The 24,285-nt window shown below is 34.1% G+C and carries 21 protein-coding genes and 7 pseudogenes; 21 read left to right on the top strand and 7 right to left on the bottom strand.

What is annotated here, in order from left to right; translation table 11 throughout:
* The first annotated feature begins 8 nt into the window (after nucleotides 1-8).
* The 11 genes and pseudogenes from ACZZ95_RS13280 (at nucleotide 9) to ACZZ95_RS13230 (ending at nucleotide 8,557) form a co-directional block, all read left to right on the top strand.
* Nucleotides 9-2,230 (top strand): annotated as a pseudogene (locus tag ACZZ95_RS13280) (RelA/SpoT family protein).
* A gap of 88 nt (nucleotides 2,231-2,318) precedes the next feature.
* Nucleotides 2,319-2,777, top strand: a complete 459-nt coding sequence (locus tag ACZZ95_RS13275) for a Fur family transcriptional regulator (RefSeq protein WP_095955035.1) — start codon at nucleotides 2,319-2,321, stop codon at nucleotides 2,775-2,777.
* Nucleotides 2,778-2,880: 103 nt separating this feature from the next.
* Nucleotides 2,881-4,153 (top strand): annotated as a pseudogene (locus tag ACZZ95_RS13270) (adenylosuccinate synthase).
* Between the two features lie 53 nt (nucleotides 4,154-4,206).
* Nucleotides 4,207-4,794, top strand: a pseudogene (locus tag ACZZ95_RS13265) (NUDIX domain-containing protein).
* 189 nt (nucleotides 4,795-4,983) lie between these two features.
* On the top strand, nucleotides 4,984-5,388 hold the full coding sequence (locus ACZZ95_RS13260; protein ID WP_463469399.1) for a hypothetical protein: 405 nt from the start codon (nucleotides 4,984-4,986) through the stop codon (nucleotides 5,386-5,388).
* 82 nt (nucleotides 5,389-5,470) lie between these two features.
* Nucleotides 5,471-5,716 (top strand): hypothetical protein, encoded by a 246-nt coding sequence (locus ACZZ95_RS13255; protein ID WP_463469398.1) that lies wholly within the window; start codon nucleotides 5,471-5,473, stop codon nucleotides 5,714-5,716.
* Nucleotides 5,685-6,362, top strand: a complete 678-nt coding sequence (locus tag ACZZ95_RS13250; RefSeq protein WP_463469397.1) for a L,D-transpeptidase — start codon at nucleotides 5,685-5,687, stop codon at nucleotides 6,360-6,362. The genes ACZZ95_RS13255 and ACZZ95_RS13250 overlap by 32 nt, the downstream gene beginning before the upstream one ends.
* A gap of 409 nt (nucleotides 6,363-6,771) precedes the next feature.
* Nucleotides 6,772-7,362 carry a TetR/AcrR family transcriptional regulator gene (locus ACZZ95_RS13245; RefSeq protein ID WP_463469396.1) on the top strand — a complete coding sequence of 197 codons (591 nt, stop codon included), beginning with the start codon at nucleotides 6,772-6,774 and terminating at the stop codon, nucleotides 7,360-7,362.
* Nucleotides 7,363-7,415: 53 nt separating this feature from the next.
* Nucleotides 7,416-7,904 carry an FAD-dependent oxidoreductase gene (locus tag ACZZ95_RS13240; protein WP_463469395.1) on the top strand — a complete coding sequence of 163 codons (489 nt, stop codon included), beginning with the start codon at nucleotides 7,416-7,418 and terminating at the stop codon, nucleotides 7,902-7,904.
* Complete coding sequence (locus ACZZ95_RS13235) at nucleotides 7,816-8,352, top strand: hypothetical protein (protein ID WP_463469394.1); 537 nt, start codon at nucleotides 7,816-7,818, stop codon at nucleotides 8,350-8,352. The genes ACZZ95_RS13240 and ACZZ95_RS13235 overlap by 89 nt, the downstream gene beginning before the upstream one ends.
* On the top strand, nucleotides 8,318-8,557 hold the full coding sequence (locus ACZZ95_RS13230) for an FAD-dependent oxidoreductase (protein WP_463469393.1): 240 nt from the start codon (nucleotides 8,318-8,320) through the stop codon (nucleotides 8,555-8,557). Before ACZZ95_RS13235 ends, ACZZ95_RS13230 begins: the two co-directional genes overlap by 35 nt.
* Nucleotides 8,558-8,745: 188 nt before the next feature.
* On the opposite strand, the pseudogene guaB reads toward ACZZ95_RS13230, so the two are convergent.
* From guaB to ACZZ95_RS13210, 4 genes and pseudogenes are all read right to left on the bottom strand, one after another.
* Nucleotides 8,746-10,221: pseudogene (gene guaB, locus ACZZ95_RS13225) on the bottom strand (IMP dehydrogenase).
* Nucleotides 10,222-10,484: 263 nt separating this feature from the next.
* The gene (locus ACZZ95_RS13220; RefSeq protein WP_463469392.1) at nucleotides 10,485-11,852 is read right to left on the bottom strand and encodes a DUF5723 family protein; all 1,368 of its coding nucleotides are present in this window, start codon (nucleotides 11,850-11,852) and stop codon (nucleotides 10,485-10,487) included.
* 72 nt (nucleotides 11,853-11,924) lie between these two features.
* Nucleotides 11,925-12,401, bottom strand: a complete 477-nt coding sequence (locus ACZZ95_RS13215; RefSeq protein ID WP_463469391.1) for a hypothetical protein — start codon at nucleotides 12,399-12,401, stop codon at nucleotides 11,925-11,927.
* Nucleotides 12,402-12,480: 79 nt separating this feature from the next.
* Nucleotides 12,481-13,348 (bottom strand): annotated as a pseudogene (locus ACZZ95_RS13210) (beta/alpha barrel domain-containing protein).
* A 210-nt stretch (nucleotides 13,349-13,558) separates the two neighbouring features.
* On the opposite strand from ACZZ95_RS13210, the gene ACZZ95_RS13205 reads away from it, so the two are divergent.
* Both ACZZ95_RS13205 and ACZZ95_RS13200 read left to right on the top strand, forming a co-directional pair.
* Nucleotides 13,559-14,173, top strand: coding sequence for a hypothetical protein (locus ACZZ95_RS13205; protein WP_463469390.1), 615 nt, complete (start codon nucleotides 13,559-13,561; stop codon nucleotides 14,171-14,173).
* Nucleotides 14,170-14,757, top strand: a complete 588-nt coding sequence (locus ACZZ95_RS13200; protein ID WP_463469389.1) for a DUF3307 domain-containing protein — start codon at nucleotides 14,170-14,172, stop codon at nucleotides 14,755-14,757. The genes ACZZ95_RS13205 and ACZZ95_RS13200 overlap by 4 nt, the downstream gene beginning before the upstream one ends.
* Before the next feature lie 115 nt (nucleotides 14,758-14,872).
* Here ACZZ95_RS13200 and ACZZ95_RS13195 read toward each other — a convergent pair whose 3' ends face one another.
* Entirely contained in the window at nucleotides 14,873-15,907 is a 1,035-nt protein-coding gene (locus ACZZ95_RS13195) for a quinone-dependent dihydroorotate dehydrogenase (protein ID WP_463469388.1), read from the bottom strand.
* Between the two features lie 272 nt (nucleotides 15,908-16,179).
* Between ACZZ95_RS13195 and ACZZ95_RS13190 the strand changes: the two genes are divergently transcribed.
* From ACZZ95_RS13190 to ACZZ95_RS13155, 8 genes and pseudogenes are all read left to right on the top strand, one after another.
* Nucleotides 16,180-16,776, top strand: coding sequence for a hypothetical protein (locus ACZZ95_RS13190; RefSeq protein ID WP_463469387.1), 597 nt, complete (start codon nucleotides 16,180-16,182; stop codon nucleotides 16,774-16,776).
* A 136-nt stretch (nucleotides 16,777-16,912) separates the two neighbouring features.
* Nucleotides 16,913-18,019, top strand: a complete 1,107-nt coding sequence (locus ACZZ95_RS13185; protein WP_463469386.1) for an OprO/OprP family phosphate-selective porin — start codon at nucleotides 16,913-16,915, stop codon at nucleotides 18,017-18,019.
* 86 nt (nucleotides 18,020-18,105) lie between these two features.
* Nucleotides 18,106-18,348 carry a hypothetical protein gene (locus ACZZ95_RS13180; protein ID WP_463469385.1) on the top strand — a complete coding sequence of 81 codons (243 nt, stop codon included), beginning with the start codon at nucleotides 18,106-18,108 and terminating at the stop codon, nucleotides 18,346-18,348.
* Between the two features lie 184 nt (nucleotides 18,349-18,532).
* Nucleotides 18,533-19,069 carry a DUF6515 family protein gene (locus ACZZ95_RS13175; RefSeq protein ID WP_463469384.1) on the top strand — a complete coding sequence of 179 codons (537 nt, stop codon included), beginning with the start codon at nucleotides 18,533-18,535 and terminating at the stop codon, nucleotides 19,067-19,069.
* Between the two features lie 98 nt (nucleotides 19,070-19,167).
* On the top strand, nucleotides 19,168-19,488 hold the full coding sequence (locus ACZZ95_RS13170; RefSeq protein ID WP_463469383.1) for a hypothetical protein: 321 nt from the start codon (nucleotides 19,168-19,170) through the stop codon (nucleotides 19,486-19,488).
* Nucleotides 19,457-20,311, top strand: a pseudogene (locus ACZZ95_RS13165) (formylglycine-generating enzyme family protein). Before ACZZ95_RS13170 ends, ACZZ95_RS13165 begins: the two are co-directional and overlap by 32 nt.
* A 118-nt stretch (nucleotides 20,312-20,429) precedes the next feature.
* Nucleotides 20,430-21,704, top strand: coding sequence for a peptidase T (pepT, locus tag ACZZ95_RS13160; protein WP_463469382.1), 1,275 nt, complete (start codon nucleotides 20,430-20,432; stop codon nucleotides 21,702-21,704).
* Entirely contained in the window at nucleotides 21,705-22,292 is a 588-nt protein-coding gene (locus ACZZ95_RS13155) for a YdeI/OmpD-associated family protein (protein WP_463469381.1), read from the top strand. It begins immediately after the preceding gene.
* 449 nt (nucleotides 22,293-22,741) lie between these two features.
* Here ACZZ95_RS13155 and yajC read toward each other — a convergent pair whose 3' ends face one another.
* Nucleotides 22,742-23,017 (bottom strand): preprotein translocase subunit YajC, encoded by a 276-nt coding sequence (yajC, locus tag ACZZ95_RS13150; protein WP_463469380.1) that lies wholly within the window; start codon nucleotides 23,015-23,017, stop codon nucleotides 22,742-22,744.
* A gap of 122 nt (nucleotides 23,018-23,139) precedes the next feature.
* Nucleotides 23,140-24,052 (bottom strand): annotated as a pseudogene (gene nusB, locus ACZZ95_RS13145) (transcription antitermination factor NusB).
* Between the last annotated feature and the right edge of the window lie 233 nt (nucleotides 24,053-24,285).

Raw genomic sequence — 24,285 nt, 5'->3', positions numbered from 1 at the left:
ATGCCGTTATGACAGAAATAGATATTGAAAAAGAAAATAAAGCTATTGCTCAGGAATACAAGGAATTACTTCGAATAAGTTACCAAACTTTAAGTCCAACCGATAAAAAATTAATTCGAAAAGCTTTTGATGTTGCTGTTGATGCTCATAAAGAGCAGAGACGTAAGTCGGGAGAAGCGTATATCTTTCATCCTATTGCAGTTGCAAAAATTGTTGCCTCAGAAATTGGTCTGGGAGCGACCTCTATCAGCCGTGACTTTACTACACGATGTTGTAGAAGATACTCCAATTACAGTTGAAGATATTGAGCGATTATTTAATCCGAAAGTAGCGCAGTTGGTAGAAGGTCTTACGAAGATTTCGCTAGTTCAAAAAGACTTAAATGCTTCAATGCAGGCTGAAAATTTCAGAAAAATGATTCTGACATTGAATGATGATGTCCGTGTAATTCTGATCAAACTTGCCGATCGTCTTCATAATATGCAGACAATGGACTCGATGGCGGAATATAAGCAGACTAAAATTGCATCTGAAACTTTATACATTTATGCTCCTTTAGCCCATCGCCTCGGACTTTATAATATTAAAACTAAATTAGAAGATTTAGGATTAAAATATACGGAACCTGCGGTTTATAATGACATTGTAAGCAAAATTCGAGAAACTAAGGAAGAGCAAGACGCTTATATCAAAGATATTTCAGATGTCTTGAAAAAATCTTTAGACAATGAAGGCATTGATTATATCATCAAAGGTCGCCCAAAATCTATTTATTCTATCCGCAGAAAAATGCGTGCGCAAAATGTAAGTTTTGACGAAGTGTACGATAAATTTGCGCTAAGAATTGTCTATAAATCTGATGCTCACGATGAAAAATTTGTAGCATGGAAAATATATTCCATCGTAACTGACCATTACAGACCAAGTCCGAGCCGTCTTCGTGATTGGATTTCATCTCCAAAATCAACTGGTTATGAAGCTCTTCATATTACAGTAATGGGGCCAAAAGGTCGCTGGGTTGAAGTTCAGGTTCGAAGTGAACGTATGGACGAAATTGCCGAAAAAGGCTATGCGGCACATTATAAATATAAAAACGGTGCAACCGAAGAAAGCGGTCTGGACACTTGGCTGAATTTACTTCGCGAAGCTTTAGAAAATCAGGAAACCAATGCAGTTGATTTTGTAGAAGATTTTAAAATGAATTTATATTCAAAGGAAATCTTCGTTTTTACACCAAAAGGTGAAATTAAATCGCTTCCAAAAGGTGCTACTTCATTAGATTTTGCTTTTAGTATTCACTCCGAAATCGGAATTAAAACCAGAGGAACTCGTGTAAACGGACGTTTGGTACCGTTAAATCACGAACTTAAAAGTGGCGATCAGGTTGAAATTATTACATCTGCTAACCAAAAACCAACTGTAAACTGGTTAGAGTATGTAACAACATCGCGTGCGAAAAATAAAATTAAAAACGTTCTTAACGAGAATACTAAAAAAATTGCAGAAGAAGGAAAAGAATTACTTACGAGAAAATTAAAACACTTAAAAGTAAATATCAACGAACAGGTTATTAATGAATTAGTAAACTTCTTCAAACTAAAAACAAGTTTAGATCTATTTTATAGAGTCGGAATTGGCGCAATTGAAAATCAGCAGTTAAAAGATTATCTTTGCGCAGAAAAGCAATTCGTTTATCAATTTCTTTAAAAATAAAATTAAACGAAATAAAGATACCGGCGCAGAGGATATTCATAAACCAGTTATCAGCGACAATTATGACATGCTGGTTTTTGGAACCGAACATGATAAACTGGATTACAAACTTTCGCAATGCTGTAACCCAATTCCAGGTGATGATGTTTTTGGTTTTGTTACGATTAATGAGGGAATCAAAGTGCATAAAAAAGACTGTCCGAATGCAATTGGAATGCAGTCTAACTATGCATACCGAATCATGAGCGCCAAATGGATCGACTCTTCGCAGGAAGAATTCAAAGCGATTATCAATATTACAGGAATGGATGTTTTAGGACTTACCAACCAATTGACAAGGGTAATTTCGAATAATATGAGTGTGAATATTCAGAGTATTTCGTTAAGCACAGATGCTGGAATTTTTCATGGTCAAATTGCTGTAATTGTAAAAAATAACACCATTTTGAAGAAAATGATTAATGCGATTAAGAAAATTGACGGGGTCGATAAAGTGACGCGAGAATACAGAACCTAACTTTTTAACCTATCTATAAGGGTTTTATAACTAAACTTTAAACCCGAAACTTTTATTGATTAAAAATAAAAAATTATCTTTGCCGGATATGACACTCATTTCAACTGACAACACTAGAAATCAAGAAATTGTAAAAAACGTTTTTACAATGTATCTTGAACAAAAAGGGCATCGCAAAACTCCTGAGCGTTATGCTATACTTCAGGAAATTTACGACAGCGAGGAACATTTTGACATCGAAAATTTGTATATCAAAATGAAAAACAAAAACTATCGTGTGAGTAGAGCTACTTTATACAACACGATCGAGTTATTGTTGGACTGCGCTTTGGTTAGAAAACATCAATTTGGACAGAATCAAGCTTACTACGAAAAATCATACTTTGATAAACAGCACGATCATATTATCATGACTGATTCTGGAGAAGTAATTGAATTTTGTGATCCAAGAATTCAAACCATCAAAAAGACTATCGAAGAAATTTTCGATATTGAAATTACAAATCATTCGCTTTATTTCTACGGAAACAAAAAGCAAAATTCATAGTCTCAAAAAAGGCTTTTCAGAAAAAACAAAAAACAAAAAAAAGAAAATTAACTACATAATCAGTAGGACAACTTAGATTGTCCCAACGCAAATTAAAAACAGAATGACCGTAGATTTATTACTAGGATTACAATGGGGAGATGAAGGTAAAGGAAAAATTGTTGACGTTCTTACCTCAAATTATGATATTATTGCACGTTTTCAAGGAGGACCAAATGCAGGACATACATTAGAATTTGACGGAATCAAACACGTACTTAGAACAATTCCTTCTGGAATTTTTCATAAAAATTCAGTAAATATTATCGGAAATGGTGTTGTAATTGACCCAGTAGTTTTTCAAAAAGAAATTGAAGGTTTAGAGAAATTTAACCTTGATATCAAAAGTAAATTAATCATTTCTAGAAAAGCGCATTTAATTTTACCAACGCACCGTTTGCTTGACGCAAGCTTCTGAAGCATCAAAAGGAAAAGCAAAAATTGGTTCTACTCTTAAAGGAATTGGACCAACTTACATGGACAAAACTGGTAGAAATGGTTTACGTGTTGGTGATATCGAATTGGAAGATTTCAAAGAAAGATACAGAGCATTGGCAGACAAGCATGAAGCTATGATTGCTTTTTACGATGTTAATATTCAATATAATTTAGCTGAACTTGAAAAAGAATTTTTCGAAGCTATTGAAGAATTGAAAAAATTAGATTTCATTGACAGTGAAGAATACATGCACCAAGCTCAAAAAGCAGGTAAATCTATTCTTTGTGAAGGTGCTCAAGGATCTTTACTAGATGTTGATTTCGGAACTTATCCTTTCGTAACTTCATCAAATACTACTGCGGCTGGCGCTTGTACAGGTTTAGGAATTGCTCCTAACAAAATCAAAGAGGTTTACGGAATTTTCAAAGCTTACGTTACACGTGTAGGAAGCGGACCTTTCCCAACTGAACTTTTTGACGAAGTTGGCGCAACAATGGCAAGAGTTGGTAACGAATTTGGATCTGTAACAGGAAGACAAAGACGTTGCGGATGGTTAGATTTAGTAGCTTTAAAATATGCTGTGCAGGTAAATGGAGTTACGCAGTTAATGATGATGAAAGGTGATGTACTTTCTGGTTTTGAAACTTTAAAAGTTTGTACGGAATACAACTATAAAGGACAAAACATTTCTCACTTCCCTTATAACATTGAACCAGAAAATGTTACTCCGGTTTACAAAGAATTTAAAGGATGGAAACAAGATTTAACCGGATTGACAACTTACGATCAATTACCGATTGAGCTTAAAGAATATATTGAATTTATTGAGAAAGAAATCGAAGTGCCAATCAAAATTGTATCGGTTGGACCAGACAGAAAGCAAACAATAACAAAATAATACAATTAAACGCTCTGATAATCAGAGCGTTTTTTTTATGAAAATTTTTCAAAATGAGAAAAAATCCAGAAATTGAAATTACAGATACCAAATTACTATCAGACAATTGGTACGTATTAAACAAAGTTACCTTTAACTATACAAAGCAAAACGAAAAAACAGAATCGCATATTCGTGAGGTATACGACCATGCAGCAACGGCGCAGGAATTTTGTTATACAATACTGCGAAAAAAACGGTTATACTAACCAGACAATTTCGTCTGCCAACTTATCTTAACGGAAATAAAACCGGAATGATGATTGAGGTTTGTGCAGGACTTCTAGATAAAGACAATGCAGAACAGGCTATTATTCGCGAAACAGAAGAAGAAACTGGATACCGCTTAAAAAAGGTTCAGAAAGTAATCGAAACTTACATGTCGCCAGGATCTGTAACTGAAATTTTATATCTCTTTATTGGAGAATATGATGAAAGCATGAAAGTAAGCTCTGGCGGCGGATTGGACGCTGAACAAGAAAACATTGAAGTTTTAGAATATACTTTTGACGAAGCTTACAATATGATTGAATCTGATGAAATTACAGATGCTAAGACTATTTTATTCTCTGCGACATGCAAAAATAAAAGGTTTGATTTAGTAAGCCTCAAAATCATGTTTCACAACGCTCAAAAATAAAACATCTATTTGGAAGCAATTCGCAGAAGATACTAACGGTACTTTCATAAAAGGATATTCTTCGTATTCAGATTCTGTAAAGATTGGACACAAAAACTGGAATCTAGTCTTTGATAACTTCACACTTTGGTCTGGAAAATATAGCACAGAAATGACCAGAATTATTGTTCCAATTACTTTAAAAGATAATTTTAAGTTTGAAATATATTCAGAAGGATTCATTCGTAAAGTAGAAAAAATATTTGGAGCTCAAGATATTGAAATTGGTATAGCAAAATTCGACAAATCATTTACTATTAAAAGTAATAATGAATTCAAAATAAAATCATTACTACGAAATAGCACAATTCGTAATTTGCTTTTAAAACAAAAAGACGTTAATATTCAAATATCAGATCAAAAAGGAATTTGGGAACAAAAAATGCCTGAAGACGAATTTGAATTATCTTACTATGCAAATGAAAAAATTAATGATTTACAAATACTAAAGCAACTACTTGAACTTTTTCAATTATTTTTAGACGAGTTAGTTCAAATAAATACAATTTATAAATGAAAATCAGACAAACTATTCAAAAAATTATGTAACCCTGTTTAGCTATCACATTTATAACTTTACTATCATAAAAATACGACCTATGAGAAAGTTATATTACACAGCAAACGCATTACTTATATTGATGTTAACTTTAGCAGTTTCTTGCAAAAAAAGCGATACAATCAATCTAACCGAAAATAAAACTACCAAAAAAGCAATTGAATATAAGAAACCAGAATCTGCTGTTTCTTATCAAATTCAAAATACGAAAGAATGGCTGAAAACCAATCAAGCCGACAGCAAGCAAAAACAAAATGGATATTATTTATGCTTTAAACAGAACTGATAAAGCAAATTTCAAAAAACTTGATTCTGTTGTTATTCCAGCAGACTTTACTGGTGATTTGGTTTATTATCTTCCGTTTCCACTGCATGTTGCGGCTTTGCAGGAAGTTTCAAAAATTATCATTTTTTCTTATCCAACACAAACTTTTGCGGCTTACGAAAATGGCGAATTAGTTTATACAGGACCAACAAACATGGGTAGAAAAAAAGATCGTACTCCAACTGGATTATTTTTTACCAATTGGAAAGCAGAACAAACAACCAGCACGTTTAATGACGAGTGGGATTTGAAATGGAATTTTAATATCGAAAATAAACTTGGTGTTGGTTTCCATCAATATGAATTACCAGGATATCCTGCGTCTCATTCTTGTTTAAGATTATTAGAAAAAGATGCTAAATATTTGTACAAGTTTGCAGATGAATGGATTTTAAAAGACAAAGAAAATGTAAAAGTAAAAGGAACTCCGGTAGTTGTTTTTGGAAGTTACGATTTTGACGGCCCAAAACCTTGGTTGAAATTAGCATCAGATCCCGAAGCCTTAAATATATCAGAGTCTGAAATTGAAACACAGACAAAACCATATCTAAAAGAGATTTTAGAAAATCAAAATCTTAGAGAAGCCGAGCCCACAAAGACTTTATAAAATATACTATAAGTACACAATCAGCTGAAACAATTTAATATTGTTTCAGCTTTTTTTGTGATATAAAATAGAGATATGCATAATTTGGCTAAAGCCTTTTCCTCTTCTTTTCCATAACCTCCAGCTAAAGCTGGAGGCAATTCAAATACATAAATTTGAAATTGCAGATAGCAAAAGTACAATCACCAACAAGTAAAAAACACCAACCACCAACCACAAACCATCAGCCAACAACCAACAACCAAAAACCACAAACCAAAAACCATAAACCATCAACCATAAACCATTAACAATTAACCATTAAATCTTAGCATCTCAGCCCCTCAGAACCTTAGAACCTAAAAAAACATAACTAAGCGATCGTTCATTTATTATTTATTTATATCTTTGTACCATAATTAGAGAAATTATGAGAACAAGAGATACTAATAAAGAAGAAATTGTAAAGCAAAAAGCAATCGAAATGATTGTTTCACAAGGCGTTGAAGGCTTTGGAATGAATCGGCTGGCAAAAGATTGCGGTGTATCTGTTGCAACACTTTACATTTACTATTCAGACAAAGAGGATTTAATTCGTAAGATTGGAATTGAAATTGGTCGTAACTTTTTTGATAAAATGCTCGAGGGATTCTCTTCTGAAATGTCTTTTAAAGACGGATTACGAAATCAATGGGAAAATCGTATTTATTTCATGCCGCATTTTACCTTGGAAGCTACTTGTTTTGAGCTCTTGAAACATTCTAGTTACGGCGATGCAATTGTAGAGGAAATTACAGGCGATTTTAAACAAACGATGTCACAGTTTATGCTTTCGTCAATTGAGAAAAAAGAACTGATTCCAGTCACTTTTGAAGTATTTTGGAGTATTGCTTATGGCTCGCTTTATTCTCTTTTAGAACTTCACAGAGAAGGAAAATCTATGTCAGGAAAACCTTTTAAGTTTAATGATGATCTTAAAAATGAGGCTTTTAATTTGGTTTTAAAGGCGCTTACTCCTTAAGACAATGGCAAAATTCAATATCAATATCAATTTTAAATTTTAATTTTAGTAAAATGAAAAATTCAATTATAGAAAATAAAAAAATAGTGATAATCGGCGGTGGTCCCGTGGGACTTACAACGGCTCGAATTTTACAAATAAATGGTGCGGATGTAACGGTTTTTGAAAGAGACACGAATGCTCAAGCTCGAACTTCGGGAGGAACTCTTGACATTCACTCAGATTCTGGTCAATATGCGATTCAAAAAGCGGGGTTGATGGAGGAGTTTCGAAAATACGCGCGACCAACGGGCGAAAAAATGGCAGATATAGACGAAAATATTACTTCTGATGAAATGCCAGATGAAAGCAATGCTTTTTCCCGCCCCGAAATTGACCGCAATGATTTAAGAAAAATCATGTTGGATAATCTGGAGGAAAATACAGTTGTTTGGGACAGTCAGTTAATTAATATTGAGAAAACTGGAAATCAATACTATTTACAATTCAAAAACGGCAAAACCGCATACTGCCGATTTTGTGATTGTAGCAAATGGCGGTAGATCTAATGCAAGAAAATTTGTGAGCGATCAAGAACCAAAACTTTCTGGAACTTATATCATTCAAGGAGAAATTAAGAATCCAGATCTAGATTATCCTGAATTCAAGCCCAAATACGGAAATGGAAATGTTATGGCAATGGGCGAACAAAAAATGTTTTACACGCATACTATGCGCGATGGTTCTGTTCATTTTGGAGTTTCTTTTAAAGCTGATGAAAACTGGATTTTAAATAACCAAATTGACTTTGAAAAGGATCAGTCCGTAATTTCATTTTTAAACGAAACTTTTAAAAATTGGGGAGACGACTATCACAAATTCTTTAAAGCCTCAACAGAATTCTCAGGTCTACCATTAAGATTGTTTTCGCTAGAAGAATCTTGGAAAGAACATTCCAATATTACTCTTGTTGGTGATGCGAGCACATTTAATGCCCCCTTTTGCAGGTGAAGGCGTAAACATGGGACTTTTCGACGCTTATCATTTAACCAAAAACCTAACCGACGGAAAATTTGAAACAATAGACGAAGCAATTGCTGATTATGAGAAAAAGATGTTTGGTTACGCATTAGAAGCACAGCGCATGACAAAGAAAATGGAAGATTTACTCCATTCTGATGTTGTTGCTGAAGATATTTTAAATAGTAGATTTTAGTTAGAAATTAGATAAAACCCCAGCGGGGTAAAATATTTATAGAATTTCATTAAACAAATTGAAAAAGCTCCAGCGGAGCGACATATATTAGATTAAAAAATGTCGCTCCGCTGGAGCTCTGTATTATAAACGTATAATTTTATCTATAAATATTTTGCTTCTCCGAAGCTTACAAAGAAAACTAAAAATTATCTAGAATAATTTGGAGCTTCTTTAGTAATAGTTACATTATGAGGGTGACTTTCAGTGATTCCGCTAGAAGTGATTCTAACAAAACGTCCAGATTCTTGTAAAGTAGGAATATCTTTTGAACCACAATATCCCATTCCTGCACGAAGTCCACCAATAAATTGAAGCATACTTTCGTTTAATTCTCCTTTGTAAGGAACACGACCAACAATTCCTTCTGGAACTAATTTTTTAACATCATCTTCAACATCTTGGAAATAACGATCTTTTGAACCAGTCTGCATTGCTTCAACAGACCCCATTCCGCGGTACGATTTGAATTTTCTTCCTTCAAAAATAATAGTTTCTCCTGGAGATTCTTTTGTTCCTGCTAATAATGAACCTAACATTACACAGTCAGCACCTGCGACGATTGCTTTAGGAATATCCCCTGTATAACGAATTCCACCATCAGCAATTACAGGAACACCAGTCCCTTTAATAGCAGAAGCAACTTCTAAAACTGCTGAAAATTGAGGAAAACCAACACCTGCAACAATACGTGTAGTACAAATAGAACCAGGTCCGATTCCAACTTTTACACCATCAGCACCATTTTCTACCAAATATTTAGCAGACTTCCGGCGTTGCAATGTTTCCAACAATTACATCAATTTGAGGGAATTTTGATTTTACTTCTTTTAATGTATTAACCACACCTTCTGTATGTCCGTGTGCTGTATCGATAATAATTGCGTCTACTCCGGCAGACAACTAAAGCTTCAGCTCTTTGAACTGCGTCTCCAGTAACTCCAATTGCAGCAAGCAACTCTTAAACGTCCAAAAGAATCTTTATTTGCGATTGGCTTTTGAGTTAATTTTGTAATATCTCTAAATGTGATTAAACCAACTAATTCGTTTTTATCGTTTACAACTGGTAATTTTTCGATTTTATGACCTTGCAAAACAACTTCAGCCTGTTCTAAAGAAGTTCCTTCAGCAACAGTTACCAAGTCTTTGCTTGTCATAACCTCAATGATTGGTCTTGCACCATTTTTCTCGAAACGTAAGTCACGATTGGTAACAATTCCTTTTAAGATTTTGTTTTCGTCAACGATAGGAATACCGCCAATTCCGAATTCTTTCATGGCGTTTTTAGCGTCTGCAATAGTAGAACTAAGTGGTAAAGTCACAGGATCGATAATCATTCCTGCTTCAGCACGCTTAACTTTTCGAACTTTTCCTGCTTGTTGTTCGATAGTCATATTTTTATGTAAAACACCTATTCCGCCCTCTTGCGCCATAGCGATTGCCATTGCACTTTCGGTAACAGTATCCATAGCGACAGATACGATTGGAACGTTTAATGTGATGTTTCTTGAGAATTTTGATTTGATACTCACTTCGCGGGGAAGCACATTCGAGTAGTTAGGTACTAATAATACATCGTCGTAAGTTAAACCTTCGCCGATAATCTTGGAGTTGTGTGCTATCATGTTGCAATTTCTAGTTGAATTGCGTGCAAATATAGTGAATAAATTGGAAACTTGAATACTAACTTATTCATAAATTTGACTTTACAGGAAAAAACCTATATTTAAAATTCCAAATTTTTTAAATTCCAAATTCCAACTAATCTTAATCTTACTCTTTTAAAATTTCAAATTCCAATACAGTACCTGTATTTTATTGGAATTCGGAATTTAAAAAATTGAAGTTTTTACCTAATCTTCTTTACCCTCAAAAACAAAATTTATACCTATCTGAAATGCTCTGCACTGCTGGCTTTTGACAAATCTTTGTATTCAAGAATATTGTTTACTAAAGCATAAATATTGACTGGACCAATCGTTCCTGCGAGCCCGAGTCCTATATTTTTGTTTGAAAATGTATCAAAAGTATAGGTAGCTTTTACATCTAATTTTCTAAAAATATTTCTTCGATAAAAAGCAGTCAAAGCAACTAAAGGATCTCTTGGCGTAGTCATCGCGAATACCTGTGCTCCTACTGCGTTTTTATAATATTTTTCGACCTTACCTCTGCAATTGCATTCGTCATCAGGACGTGCTTCTCCAAAGGAGTATTGAATGGAGGAATAAAATTTAGTGGGACGCCAAGTAGTATATTTATTGTAAAGTGTATCTCTTGGAATGGCTTTTTCAAATTCATCGAAAACATCTTCTGGATCATCATTACCCATAAAATCAGGATTTACACCATTGTATTGATAGGTTCCTTTGTAGGTAATTGTCTCAATGTCTTTGGACTGTCTTATAAAACCTAAATCGACTATACTCGCTGTAAGCTGTAAATTATCTTTTATATAATAAGTAATTCCTGCATCGATTCCAAGTCCTAAACTTCCGTTGAAGAAGGTATTATTCGCAATATCCCGAGTAACATTTCCTTCGTATTCGTCTTTTGTAAAAGTGGCAATTCCAGAAGTTTTTAATTCTAAATTTGACGAAATAATTTGATTATACAGATTTGGTGTTCCTGCACTTTCGCCTGTGTAAATATATCCTGAATTCTTGGTTGAAGTTGCGTTTGCACCACTGGAATAAATCTTAGCGCGTCCTCCAAAAACAAATTTATCATTTACTTTTTTATGAAAACCAACATGAAGCACCGAAAGTACCTCAGCTTTAGCGCTTAAATCTCCAAGATTAAATGATTTACCAATGTAATCTCTATTTCCGTTCAATGCCAGCAAAGCTGGATCTTTTGGAACGTACATGAAAAAATCAAATTCCTGATACAATCCGAATGAAACATAAGAGCGGCTTTCTCGGCCTCCAACTCTGAATCCGCCAGAAAATATTTCTAACTGCTGATTGGTTACTACTTTATCATTGCCAGACGATTTATTAATAACATCTCGCACTTTTTGATTAAAATCTACACCATTATCTGCAAATAAATCATAGGCAGAAAAACTGCTCGAACCCAAATTGGCAGAAACTCCAGACAATACTGGAAATCCAAAATAATATTTGTAAGAAACGTCAGCCCCAGGGTTTACAAGGGAAGACTGTGGAATCGAAGTAAAATTATACAGCAGTTCTTTATTTTGAGAGAAACAAGAAAGCTGAAAAACGATACAGAAAATCAGATATATTTTTCTCATTCAATCACTAAATAAGCTGTTGCACTTGATCTTAATTTTAAATTTCCTAAACTTTCATCGTTTAATGGCGTCTCAGCGAGCAATTAAAACAACAAAACCAATTTTTGTAGTCTGTTTTAAAAGAGCTAATCGCTCATTTTCAAAAACTTCTGTTGGGTATTTTATAATATTAGTAGTTCCATTATAAGAAGGAACAGTATAAGATATTGTTTCCAATATTTGATTTTCATCATTCATCAACAGCATATTTAGAACAAAAGTTCGATCGATATTGTTTTCAATCTCAAAATTAAATTCTGCTTTGTTTAAGCGATTAGTGAAAAAACTACCTTTAAATACATCAAAATTTCTTGTATCATATGCAATATTGGTACCGCCATCATCTATAAGCTGATTAGCCGGAATATCGAAGTATGCAAGATTTGCTACAACCACTGGTTCGAGTTTTAAATCTTTGACCTGATCGAAATCTAATTCACTCGAACAGGAAAAAAATAAAAAAGCTACTAAAAATATACTTGAAATTTTACCTAGAAAATTTGATTTCATATCAAACAATTATATTGATAATAAATGTAACGCTGAATGTTTACAATCATTATGTAAGGTAAGAAAATATAACTATTTTTTAATGAAACTTTCCAAACAATTTTGAAGCTTCATTATAAGCGCTTTCAAAACTTAGTGAGTTTAGCCCTGTAGTTTTTTTATTAGCAGTAAAAAAAGAAATCAGTTTTTCGGTTGGCATATTACCCGTCAATTTATCGGTTGCCATAGGACAGCCTCCAAAACCTTGGATTGCACCATCAAAGCGTGTACAACCTGCTTTTGTCTGCTGCATCAATTTTTTCGAACCAGCTGTCTGGAGTAGTATGCAAGTGTGCTCCGAATTCTATCTGCGGGTATTTCGGAATTAAATTCGAAAATAAATGCGTAATAACTTCTGGTGTAGATGTTCCTACTGTATCTGAAAGTGACAGGATTTTTACGCCCATTCCTGCAAGTTTTTCTGTCCATTCTGCTACAATTTCAACATTCCACGGGTCTCCATAAGGATTTCCGAAACCCATTGAAAGATAAGTGACTACTTCTTTATTCTTTTTAGCCGCAACTTCTAGAATTTCTTCTAGTGTCACCAAAGATTCTGTAATTGTTTTATGCGTATTACGCATCTGGAAATTCTCGGAAATAGAAAATGGAAACCCTAAATATTGAATTTGCTCATAGCCTGCGACCGTAACTGCTCCTTGTGTATTAGCAATAATAGAAAGCAGTTTACTCGAAGTTTGAGATAAATCCAGCTGTTCTAAAACCGCCGCAGTATCCTGCATCTGCGGAATAGCTTTAGGAGAAACAAAACTTCCAAAATCAATCGTATCAAAGCCTACTCTAAGCAATGCCTGTATATAGGAAACTTTATTTTTTGTTGGAATAAAATCCTTTATGCCTTGCATGGCATCTCTAGGACATTCAATAATTTTGATTTCTTTATTCAAAGCTTATTCATTTGTAATCGCTAAGTTAGTTTCTTTTTTAAATAAATAAAATATAATTTTATTGGAATCGAAATTATTACAAAATATCGTAATAGGATTAATTATTACACAAAAACGTAATATTTCATAATATTACCAAAAAAAGTAATAATTAAATTTATTACTTATATTTGTAATAGAAAGTTTATTATTTTTTAATTATATTTGGTTATGACTAGTGTTATTACAGGCGACATAATAGGTTCAAGACAGCAAAAATCAGATCATTGGGTTGAGGATTTAAAAAAAATCTTAGCTCCATTTGGTAAGATGCCAAGTCAATGGGAAGTTTACCGCGGTGACGAATTTCAAATTGAAGTTCCGAACCCTGAAGATACACTGATGACTGCAATTTTGATAAAAGCACATTTACGAGCCCTAAAATCTGACGCCAGAATGAGTATAGGCTTTGGAGATAAAACGCATAACGCCGAAAGAATTTCAGAAAGTAATGGCTCTGCTTTCATCCATTCTGGAGAACTTTTTGAAACATTGAAAAAGCAGAAAGTCACTTTAGCGTCGCGAACAGGCGATATTAATTTTGACGAAAAAGATAAATTTAATGGTTCAGCTCGCCTTGACATTTATGGACAGCTGGCTGGTACAGTCAGCAGAATTTGTAGCCACGCAATAGAAAATCCGAGTTTATCTCAAGAAGAATTAGGACAAAAAATAGGCATTAACCAAGTCGCTGTAAGCCGAAGACAAAAACGCGCTCAGTTTGATTTGGTTATGAATTTAGATCGATATTTTAGAAAACAAATAAAACAACTTACAGCCTCATGATTTTATTTATAAAACTGCTTCTAGCTCATTTATTGGGTGATTTTATCTGGCGACCAAATTCTTGGGTTACCGATAAAGAGCATAAAAAACATAAAAGTATTTACTTATATATTCATGTTTTACTTCATGGAGTTCTAGCAACTGTTTTAGTCGGGCAAATCAGTTTTATTCCGTATGCAGTTTTAATTGCTGTTACGCACGGTGTTATCGATTTAATCAAACTGAATTTTCAAAAGCCAAAAAACAAACGTACTTGGTTTGTAGTCGATCAAATTGCGCATCTTTTGATTTTATTTGGAGTTACGTTTCTTTACCAAAATAACGGCATTATCGATTTTTGGGTTATGAATGAATTCTGGATTCTAATCACTGGAATTTTATTGGTAACCAAACCTTCTTCCATTTTTATTAAAACCATAATTTCAATTTGGAGTCCAGAAAGTCAAAATAGCCACCAGGACAATTCTCTTGCCAATGCAGGAAATTACATTGGCATATTAGAACGTTTATTTGTAGTTTGTTTTATTTTGACTGGACATTTTGAAGCAATAGGCTTTTTATTGGTCAGCAAAATCTATTTTTAGATTTGGAGATTTAAAAGAAGCCAAAGACCGAAAACTAACCGAATATGTAATGATTGGAACTTTAATCAGTTTTGGAATTGCAATAGTAGTCGGACTCGTTATTCAGGCACTTCTTTTACAACTGCCCTAAAACTTTTTTGTTAATAGCTTTGATCAGCGCTGGACCTTCGTAAATAAAACCAGTATACAATTGCACCAAACTTGCACCTGCATTTAGTTTTTCAATAGCATCATCTGCAGAATGAATTCCTCCTACTCCGATAATTGGGAATGCTTTATTGCTTTTTTCCGAAAGAAAACGAATAACTTCTGTAGAACGTTTTGTTAACGGTTTTCCAGACAATCCACCCATTTCAGATTGGTTTGAAGATTGCAAACCATCTCTTGAAATTGTGGTATTGGTCGCAATTACGCCAGCAATCTGTGTTGTTTTTACAATATCAATAATATCTAATAACTGCTCATCTGTAAGGTCTGGAGCAATTTTTAAAAGAATTGGTTTTACTTTCTGGGTACTTGTTTTTTGCTTTTCAATATTTCTGTCTTGCAAAGTCTGCAATAAAGCCGTTAAAGGTTCCTTGTCCTGCAACGCTCTTAAATTTGGTGTATTTGGCGAACTCACATTTACCACAAAATAATCAACGTGGTCAAACAAAGCATCAAAACAAATAATATAATCGTCTACAGCATTTTCATTTGGCGTTACTTTATTTTTTCCAATATTTCCTCCAATCAAAACGCTAGAGTTTTTCTTTAAACGTTCTACCGCTTCTAAAACTCCTCCGTTATTAAAACCCATTCGGTTAATAATAGCCTGATCTTCTTTTAAACGAAATAAACGTTTTTTAGGATTTCCTTCCTGACCAACCGGCGTTACAGTTCCAATTTCGATAAAACCAAAACCAAAATCAGAAAGCTCTTTGTACAACTTGGCATCTTTGTCAAATCCTGCGACAAGTCCTACTGGATTTTTAAATTTAATTCCGAACACTTCCCTTTCCAATCGAGAATCTTTTACTTCATAAATTGATCTTATAATTGACGAAACTCCTGGGATTTTTGAAATGAATTTAACGAATGAAAAAGTAAAGTAATGCACTTCTTCAGGATCAAACCAGAAAAGTATCGGACGAATTATCAATTTATACATAAGTGTGTTGTTGTTTATTTTGGGTGCAAATTTAAATATTATAGTTTAAAAAGGTGCTTTTTTACCAAAACAAATAATTTCTATTTTGTTCAATTCTTTAAAACCTATTTATATAGATATAAGTCAAAAATTTAAATTTTAAGGTTGCAAGTTATAAAATGAAACAACTTCAAGGATTTGAACAACCTACTCTGGATTATTTATTATTTAATTTTGAGCTATTTAAGAAAAAAATCTTCTGCAAATTTCATTCATTAAAAAAAACAGAAGCTATGCAAAATGAAACGACATCAGGAATCAATAACCTATTTGGAATAAGAATTCTTCTGATAATCCTTTTTTGTTTTTCAGGGTATTCAAAAATTACAGCTCAGGAAGAGGAAAAGAAATCATTTAGTCCGCATCACCAAATAGGAATATCTATTAATCATGTTCACGTTTTTGAAGGTCGTGACGACGAAGGAAATCGCGAAGTTCTAAGTCTGCCTGCATGGGGAATTGATTATACCTTTCAGTTTCATGAAAAATGGGCAATAGGTCTCCATACCGATTTTATAATTGAAAAATTTAAAGTCGAAAAAAACCTTGCCAGCGGAGATGATAAGGAAACTATTGAAAGAAGTTATCCTATTGCTCCTGCGGTTATGGGAATTTACAAACCAAATGAACATTGGAGTTTTCTTTTAGGTTTCGGTGGTGAATTTGCTAAAGAAGAAGATTTTTTCCTGACTCGGGCTGGAGCAGAATATGGATACGAACTCCCAAAAGGCTGGGAAGTTTTTGGCACCGTCAGCTATGATTTTAAATGGAATGCGTATGACAGCTGGGGAATTGGATTAGGAATTGCAAAAAACTTTGGAGGAAAATAATTGGATCAATACAAACCAATCGAGCTTATGTACATCGCAAACAAAACAAATCGTAATTCTAACCTTCTTTTGGTTTTTCTATTGCTAGTTGGTTTTAAAGGCTTTTCGCAGACAAGAAAAAGATACCACTAAACTTATGAATGTTCGGTATGGAAATAAAGGAATTGAATTACAGACGAAAGACAATAAGTTTTTATTTCAATTACAAAGCAGATTACAATTTCGTTTTTCTACTCCTTATGATACAGATCCTCTAACTTATGACGATTACACCCAAGATGCCAAAACAACTTTTAAAATAAACCGAGCCAGATTAAAAATTGGCGGTCATGCTTTTGAACCTTGGTTAAAATATTATTGGGAATACGAATTGAGTCAGTCCAATTTACTTGACTTTAGAATTATGATCGAAAAGTGGGATTGGCTGAGCTTTAAAGTCGGGCAATGGAAAACAGAATTTACCCGCGAACGCTTCATTAGCGACGGTGAACAGCAGATGGTTGAAAGATCATTAATTAATAGGCCTTTTACAGTGGACAGACAATTAGGAGCCGAAGTTTATGGCCATTTAAAAGGAAGTGGCATAGCCGATTTTAATTACTGGTTTGTCGCTTTAACAGGAACAGGAAGAGGGAGCACTTCAAACGACGATAATCATTTAATGTATTTTGGACGCGCACAATGGAATTTTTTAGGAAGATTTCTTGATTTTGAAGGCTGTGATTTAGAATTTCATGAAAAACCGACTCCGATCGTTGCTTTTTCAGCCATAACAAATCGAAGCCCTTATACGCGTTTTTCGCAGGCAGGCGGCTCATTAGATGGTTATGAAGATGGTCTGCCTGGTCAATACAGAGTAAATCAATGGAATCTGGAAACTGCGTTTATGTACCGTGGCTTTTCGTGGCAGAGCGAATGGCATACCAAGGAAATTATTGATCGATTGAATAATGACGACACGACCACATTAAAAGGATATTATGTTCAGGCGGGATATTTTTTCCATAATGTTTTTGACTGGTGGCCCAAGCACTTAGAAATGGCAGGAAGACATGCGGCATATAGACCCGATAATTCCATTAGACAAAATAGACAAGATGAATCTACATTGGCTTTCAACTGGTTTTTTAAAGGACATAAAAATAAACTCACTTCGGAGGTAAGTTATTTTAGTTTTCAAGACAAAACACTTCCTTTAGAGCAAGGCTGGCGCTTTAGAATACAATGGGATATTTCGCTGTAATTCAAATAAGTACTTTTAAAAATTTGAGAAATTTCTCAAAATCGAACATTTTTTTTCATAACTTTAATTCATCTAAATAACTGAAAATGAAAAACATATCCAAATCAGTAAAAAGATCAGCAATAGCGTGTCTGATCGGAACATTTTTCCTTATTTCAATAGATAGTTTTGCACAGCGCCATGGCGGAGGCGGTGTCGCCCACAGAGCCGGCGGAGCAACGCACACAAGACCAGCTGTACAGTCTAGACCTGGCTCTAACGGAGGCGGTATCAAACGTCCTGCTAACTCTTCTACAAATAGAGTAACCAGACCAGCAAGCATCAAATAATAATAAAATTACTAGACCATCAAGCTCTAACAATAAAGTTACGAGACCAGCAACTTCTACAAATAGAAATAACAACAACATTAATGGAAATAGAACTGGAAACAGAAATACAAATATAAGCGGCAATACAAGAAATGTTGACAGAAGTCGAGATATTACCATAAACAACAATCGCAACACAGTTGTGAGACGAAACACTGTAGTGTATGCCCGCCCTCCTTATGTATACGGAGGCTATAGATATCATGCTTACAATCCGTATTATTTTCATCCGTACAGACCGTTTTATTATGGACCAGTATGGCATCCTTGGGGATTTTTTGTTGCCACTTTAGCCGTTACAGCAATAGTAGTAAGTGTCGAAAGTACGCAATATCATTACGATCAGGGAGTTTGGTATGCACCATCTAATGGAGGCTATACGGCTGTTCCAGCACCAGTTGGCGGAACTGTAAATAATATCCCAAGCGACGCACAGACCGTCAATACGGGAACAGTAAATAATTACTACTACGGAGGAACCTATTATGAAAAAGATGGCAGTTCTTATAAAGTAGTACCTCCAACGGCGGGAACTATTGTCGACAATTTACCAGAAGGCGGAGAAGAAGTTACAATTGGAGATGTAAAATATGTAAAGTTTGGCGAAACCTATTACCAACCTGTTAAAGTTGATGGCAAAGACAAATATGAAGTAGTTTTAGTTGAAGAAGATAAATAATACTTATTAATCCTATATAATTACTATACTATAATGAAATTATTTTATAATTTTACCCCATCTATTTGACAACCAATATCAGATCAAAATCATTTACCATGAAAAATAAAACATTTTGGATTATCGCTTTCCTGACAATTTCCATTATTTCACTTGCTTACAGTTATACTAAATTAGTTGTACCCAAAAAAGAAATAGTTGTCAGCGCAGAATGTCATGAGATTCCAAACACTTCAGAATCTTCTGCTTTTAAACCAACAATTGAAAATAAAGTTAAACCGACAGGAAAAGCTCCTGCTGGAATGGTTTGGATTCCTGGAGGTGAATTTTCTATGGGAAGTAATGTCGAAGACGAAAGTTTGTGCAGTATAAAAGGGGTAACAAAAGATGCTCGCTCCTATTCACCGCGTTTATGTTGACGGCTACTATATGGATGAAACTGAAGTTACCAATGAAGAATTTGAAAAATTTGTGAAAGCAACTGGTTATATAACTGTTGCAGAACAAAAACCAACTAAAGAAGAATTTCCGACTGCAACTGACGAACAGTTAATTACAGGATCTGTTGTATTTACACCTACTCCATCTGCAGTTAATCTGAATAATTTTATGCAATGGTGGCGCTACGAACCAGGCGCCGACTGGAAACATCCAGATGGCCCGCAAAGTACTATTAAAGGGAGAGAAAAAATATCCTGTAGTACACGTCGTTTATGAAGATGCTTCTTTGCGTATGCGAAATGGGTGGGAAAAAGACTTCCGACAGAAGCAGAATGGGAATTTGCGGCACGCAGCGGTAAAACAGGGAATTTATATGCTTGGGGAAATGATTTAAAACCGAAAGGAAAATTTCAGGCGAATATCTACCAAGGAAATTTCCCAATTAAAGATGGAGACACTGGAGAAGATGGTTTTAAAGGAATCGCTCCAACAGCGCAATACGCACCCAATTCATACGGCTTGTATGATATGGCTGGAAATGTATGGGAATGGGTTAGCGATTGGTACAGTGTAGATTATTATAAATCATTGGCAGAAAGCGGTAAAACTGTAAAAAATCCGACAGGTCCTGACGCTTATAACGATCCTAATGATCCAACAGAAATAAAACGAGTACATCGCGGTGGTTCATTTTTATGTACCGACCAATATTGTACACGATATATGGTAGGAACGAGAGGAAAAGGCGAAATTAGATCTGCCGCAAACCATGTGGGTTTTAGATGTGTAAAGAGTAAATAATTATAGTAAAACGACTGAAAGGGATTCTGCAGAGAATCCCTTTTTTTATTCATTCAGATATAGGAAGCTAAATTATTGAGCAGAAAAAATTTTCTATATTTGCTAAAAATTCAAAGAAATGCAACATATCATAGACCGCTTTATCAGTTATGTAACAATTGATACCGAATCGGATCCAAATTCACAAACAACACCAAGTACGGAGAAACAATGGAATCTTGCCAATAAATTAGTTGAAGAACTAAAAGCAATAGGCTTGGATGAAGTAACTATCGATGATAAAGCGTATATCATGGCAACACTGCCAAGTAACGTTGATCATGAAGTGCCAACTATTGGTTTTGTTTCTCATTTTGATACTTCTCCAGATTTTAGCGGTGCCAACGTAAAACCTCAAATCGTAGAAAATTACGATGGAAAAGATATTATTCTTAACGCAGAAAAAAACATTGTTTTATCTCCAAATTATTTCAAAGATTTACTGCAGTATAAAGGTCAAACCATTATCACTACTGACGGAACAACTTTGTTAGGTGCCGATGACAAAGCTGGAATTACAGAAATTGTTTCAGCAATGGAATATCTTATCCAGCATCCAGAAATTAAACACGGAAAAATCAGAATTGGATTTACTCCAGACGAAGAAATCGGTCGCGGCGCGCATCATTTTGATGTCGAAAAATTTGGCGCTAAATGGGCTTATACGATGGACGGAAGTCAGATTGGGGAATTAGAATATGAAAATTTTAATGCCGCTGGAGCTAAAATCACTTTTAAAGGAAAAAGCGTTCATCCTGGTTATGCAAAAGGAAAAATGATTAACTCAATGCTTTTGGCAAATGAGTTTATTAATGAACTTCCGAAAGGCGAAACTCCAGAAGAAACAAAAGGTTACGAGGGATTTTTTCACGTACATCATATAAAAGGAAACATCGAAGAAACGGTTTTAGAATTGATTATCCGTGATCACAACAAAAAGAAATTCGAAAAAAGAAAAGAGCTTATTGAAAAAATTGCCAAAAAATTCAATAAAAAATTCGCGAAGAAATTTGGTGAAGACATCGTAATTGCGGTTGTAAAAGATCAATATTACAATATGAAAGAAAAAATTCTTCCTGTAAAACATATTGTAGATATTGCCGAAAAAGCGATGAAAGAATTAAACATAAAACCGATCATTAAACCAATTCGCGGTGGAACAGACGGTTCTCAATTATCGTTTATGGGATTACCTTGTCCGAACATTTTTGCGGGCGGTCATAACTTTCACGGAAAATACGAATATGTTCCTGCTGAAAGCATCCAAAAAGCAACTGATTTAATTGTAAAGATTGCTGAATTAACAGCTATTCCAGGAATTTTTGATACCGAAAAATCTAAATCAAAGAAATAATTGGAATCACAATCCGAAAATAGAGGCATTTGGAAATATGGTGATAAATGGGAAGAAGAGCTCCTTCTTCTTAAATCAATCATCGATAAAACAGAACTTATCGAAACCACAAAATGGGGCGGTCCAGTTTATGTTTATGACAAGAAAAATGTGATCGGAATTGGGGGATTTAAAGACTATTTTGCCATTTGGTTTTTCAATGGCGTTTTTCTAAAAGACACCAAAAAGAAACTCGTAAATGCTCAGGAAGACAAAACTAAATCATTGCGTCAGTGGCGTTTTACATCCAAAGACGAAGTAAATGAGGCGATGGTTTTAGAATATATTTCTGAAGCAATTGAAAATGAAAAGCAGGGAAAAGTTATAAAACCTTCTAAAAAAGAAGCAATTGTTTCTGAACTTTTAGAGAAAGAAATGGCAAAGAATCCAGCTTTAAATGACGCTTTTAATAAATTCTCGCCTTATAAAAAACATGAGTTTTTAGAATATATTGAAACCGCAAAACAAGAAAAAACCAAACTTTCGAGAATCGAAAAAGTGATTCCGATGATTTTGGCGAATGTTGGGTTGAATGATAAATACAGGTGATTTTTTTTTAAAATTCCAAATTCCAAATTCCAAATGCTTCGCCAATTCGCGATCACTCGGATCTAAATTCCAATACTTTGTCATTCTGAGCGAAGTCGAAGAACTAAACTATACGAGACCTTTGTCAAAGTTTAAAACTTTGACAAAGGTTTTTTTATGCGCAAACAATGTCATTGCGAGGAACGAAGCAACCACACAGAAAATAACCTATTACAACTACAAAGCATTCCCACATAGTATGTCATTCCGAAAAACGACAGTACACAACTATTTTTTGTCATTTCGACCAAAGGGAGAAATCCCACCAGAAACTCCACAAGTCCTGTCGCCAATCTTTAGCGATCAGCGAGCGTGATTTCTCCCTTTGGTCGAAATGACAATAACGCGTAAAAAAAATCCCAAACTCCTTTTGGAATTTGGGATTTTTCAATATTGTAATTTTAAAAAAATTATGCTTTTTTATTCAAAGTCGCACTCAATTCTAATGAAATCGCTGAACGCTCTAATTTTAATTTTCCTGACATAGTTTCGATTACAACAGTAGTTTCTGCTAATTCAGCAATTTTACCGTGAAAACCACTTTTTGTAACTATTCTATCACCTACTTTTAGGTCGCTTTCAAATTCTTTTTCGTTTTTAGCTCTTTTTTGTTGTGGTCTGATCATAAAGAAATAGATTACCACAAACATCAATAGAAATGGCGCAAATTGAGTTAATTGTCCCATAATTTAAATTTATTTTTGATTTATATTTAATATTTTCTTTTAACTCTTTTCCCGAAGCCTCGGGACGCTCAGAGAGACAAAGCAGTTGGAATTTGGTATTTAAAAAATTGAAAATTTAATTTTTACATCAACCCTCTTCCTACTTTTACCATCTTTTTATTAGCGGTAAGTTCTTTTACAAGGTTATCTAAAATTCCGTTGATAAAAATACTGCTTTTTGGTGTAGAATACTCTTTTGCGATTTCTAAATATTCGTTAAGAGTTACTTTTACAGGAATTGACGGGAATTTTAAAAATTCGCAGATTGCCATTTTCAAAATAATAGTATCAATTTCTGCAATCCTTTCGCTGTCCCAATTTGGTGTTTTATCATCGTATTCTTTAGCAAAAACAGTTTCATTTAAAACAGTTCTTCTAAATAAATCTTTTGCAAAATCTTTATCCTCAACATCTTTATACAATTTAGGAACTCTAAAATCGTCTGGATCTTCTGTCTTAATTGCTTTTAGTCGCTTAATAATATGCGTATTTACAACCGGAATATCATCAACCCAAGTTAATTTATCATCCTCCAAATACTCATATAATTTTTCATTTGGAACAATTACTTCAGCAAACAAATCAATTACAAATTGTCTGTCTTCCTCAAATGTATTCACATTATTGCTCATGTATTTTTTATACAAATCGCTTGCTTTTACATCATTTAAAAGCAAAATGATATAATCATCGTTTAATGACCAGTTGTTGATTTTACGATTTTCTAAAGCGATGCTTAAGGAATTGCTTTCGGCAAGAAGTTGAAAAATTTTATTCTTTACAAATTTTTCGTTTGGATTACGTTCTGCAGACAGTTGCAAGGTGTTTTTTACTTGACAGATGTAAAAAAACAGACTCTTTTTTACAAATTTCTATCAATGAAGAAAGCATTATAAGATATAAGTCCTGAATATTATCAATACTATAAAAAAGGAATTTCTCTTCTTTTTCCAGATTATCAGAACCGCTTTGGTGCATTGCATAAATGGATTGCATTACTTTAACGCGTATGTGTCTTCTATTTACCACCGTGTAAGAACATTTAAAAATTAGTCTGCAAAATTAGGAATTTCAATCCTTATAATAAAATTTATTCGTAAAAAAGTATTCAGTCGCAGTGTCAGTTTTCAGTCTTAGTCACGGTATTCAGCGAAATCAAAACAGTTCTCAGAAAAAACCAAAAATTGAGACTGGAACTGCAAACTAAAAAAAGCCCCAGTTTCCAGATA

It is taken from the genome of Flavobacterium sp. AC267, assembly GCF_979258715.1.
The sequence above is the reverse complement of the archived record's forward strand: the minus strand, read 5'-3'. Positions and strand labels throughout refer to the sequence as shown.

Excerpts from the sequence above, each read along its gene's own strand:
- ACZZ95_RS13275 (WP_095955035.1), top strand. The coding sequence starts at position 2,319 with ATGACACTCATTTCAACTGACAACACTAGAAATCAAGAAATTGTAAAA.
- ACZZ95_RS13260 (WP_463469399.1), top strand. The coding sequence starts at position 4,984 with ATGACCAGAATTATTGTTCCAATTACTTTAAAAGATAATTTTAAGTTT.
- ACZZ95_RS13255 (WP_463469398.1), top strand. The coding sequence starts at position 5,471 with ATGAGAAAGTTATATTACACAGCAAACGCATTACTTATATTGATGTTA.
- ACZZ95_RS13250 (WP_463469397.1), top strand. The coding sequence starts at position 5,685 with ATGGATATTATTTATGCTTTAAACAGAACTGATAAAGCAAATTTCAAA.
- ACZZ95_RS13245 (WP_463469396.1), top strand. The coding sequence starts at position 6,772 with ATGAGAACAAGAGATACTAATAAAGAAGAAATTGTAAAGCAAAAAGCA.
- ACZZ95_RS13240 (WP_463469395.1), top strand. The coding sequence starts at position 7,416 with ATGAAAAATTCAATTATAGAAAATAAAAAAATAGTGATAATCGGCGGT.
- ACZZ95_RS13230 (WP_463469393.1), top strand. The coding sequence starts at position 8,318 with ATGCGAGCACATTTAATGCCCCCTTTTGCAGGTGAAGGCGTAAACATG.
- ACZZ95_RS13220 (WP_463469392.1), bottom strand. The coding sequence starts at position 11,852 with ATGAGAAAAATATATCTGATTTTCTGTATCGTTTTTCAGCTTTCTTGT.
- ACZZ95_RS13215 (WP_463469391.1), bottom strand. The coding sequence starts at position 12,401 with ATGAAATCAAATTTTCTAGGTAAAATTTCAAGTATATTTTTAGTAGCT.
- ACZZ95_RS13205 (WP_463469390.1), top strand. The coding sequence starts at position 13,559 with ATGACTAGTGTTATTACAGGCGACATAATAGGTTCAAGACAGCAAAAA.
- ACZZ95_RS13200 (WP_463469389.1), top strand. The coding sequence starts at position 14,170 with ATGATTTTATTTATAAAACTGCTTCTAGCTCATTTATTGGGTGATTTT.
- ACZZ95_RS13195 (WP_463469388.1), bottom strand. The coding sequence starts at position 15,907 with ATGTATAAATTGATAATTCGTCCGATACTTTTCTGGTTTGATCCTGAA.
- ACZZ95_RS13190 (WP_463469387.1), top strand. The coding sequence starts at position 16,180 with ATGCAAAATGAAACGACATCAGGAATCAATAACCTATTTGGAATAAGA.
- ACZZ95_RS13185 (WP_463469386.1), top strand. The coding sequence starts at position 16,913 with ATGAATGTTCGGTATGGAAATAAAGGAATTGAATTACAGACGAAAGAC.
- ACZZ95_RS13180 (WP_463469385.1), top strand. The coding sequence starts at position 18,106 with ATGAAAAACATATCCAAATCAGTAAAAAGATCAGCAATAGCGTGTCTG.
- ACZZ95_RS13170 (WP_463469383.1), top strand. The coding sequence starts at position 19,168 with ATGAAAAATAAAACATTTTGGATTATCGCTTTCCTGACAATTTCCATT.
- pepT (WP_463469382.1), top strand. The coding sequence starts at position 20,430 with ATGCAACATATCATAGACCGCTTTATCAGTTATGTAACAATTGATACC.
- yajC (WP_463469380.1), bottom strand. The coding sequence starts at position 23,017 with ATGGGACAATTAACTCAATTTGCGCCATTTCTATTGATGTTTGTGGTA.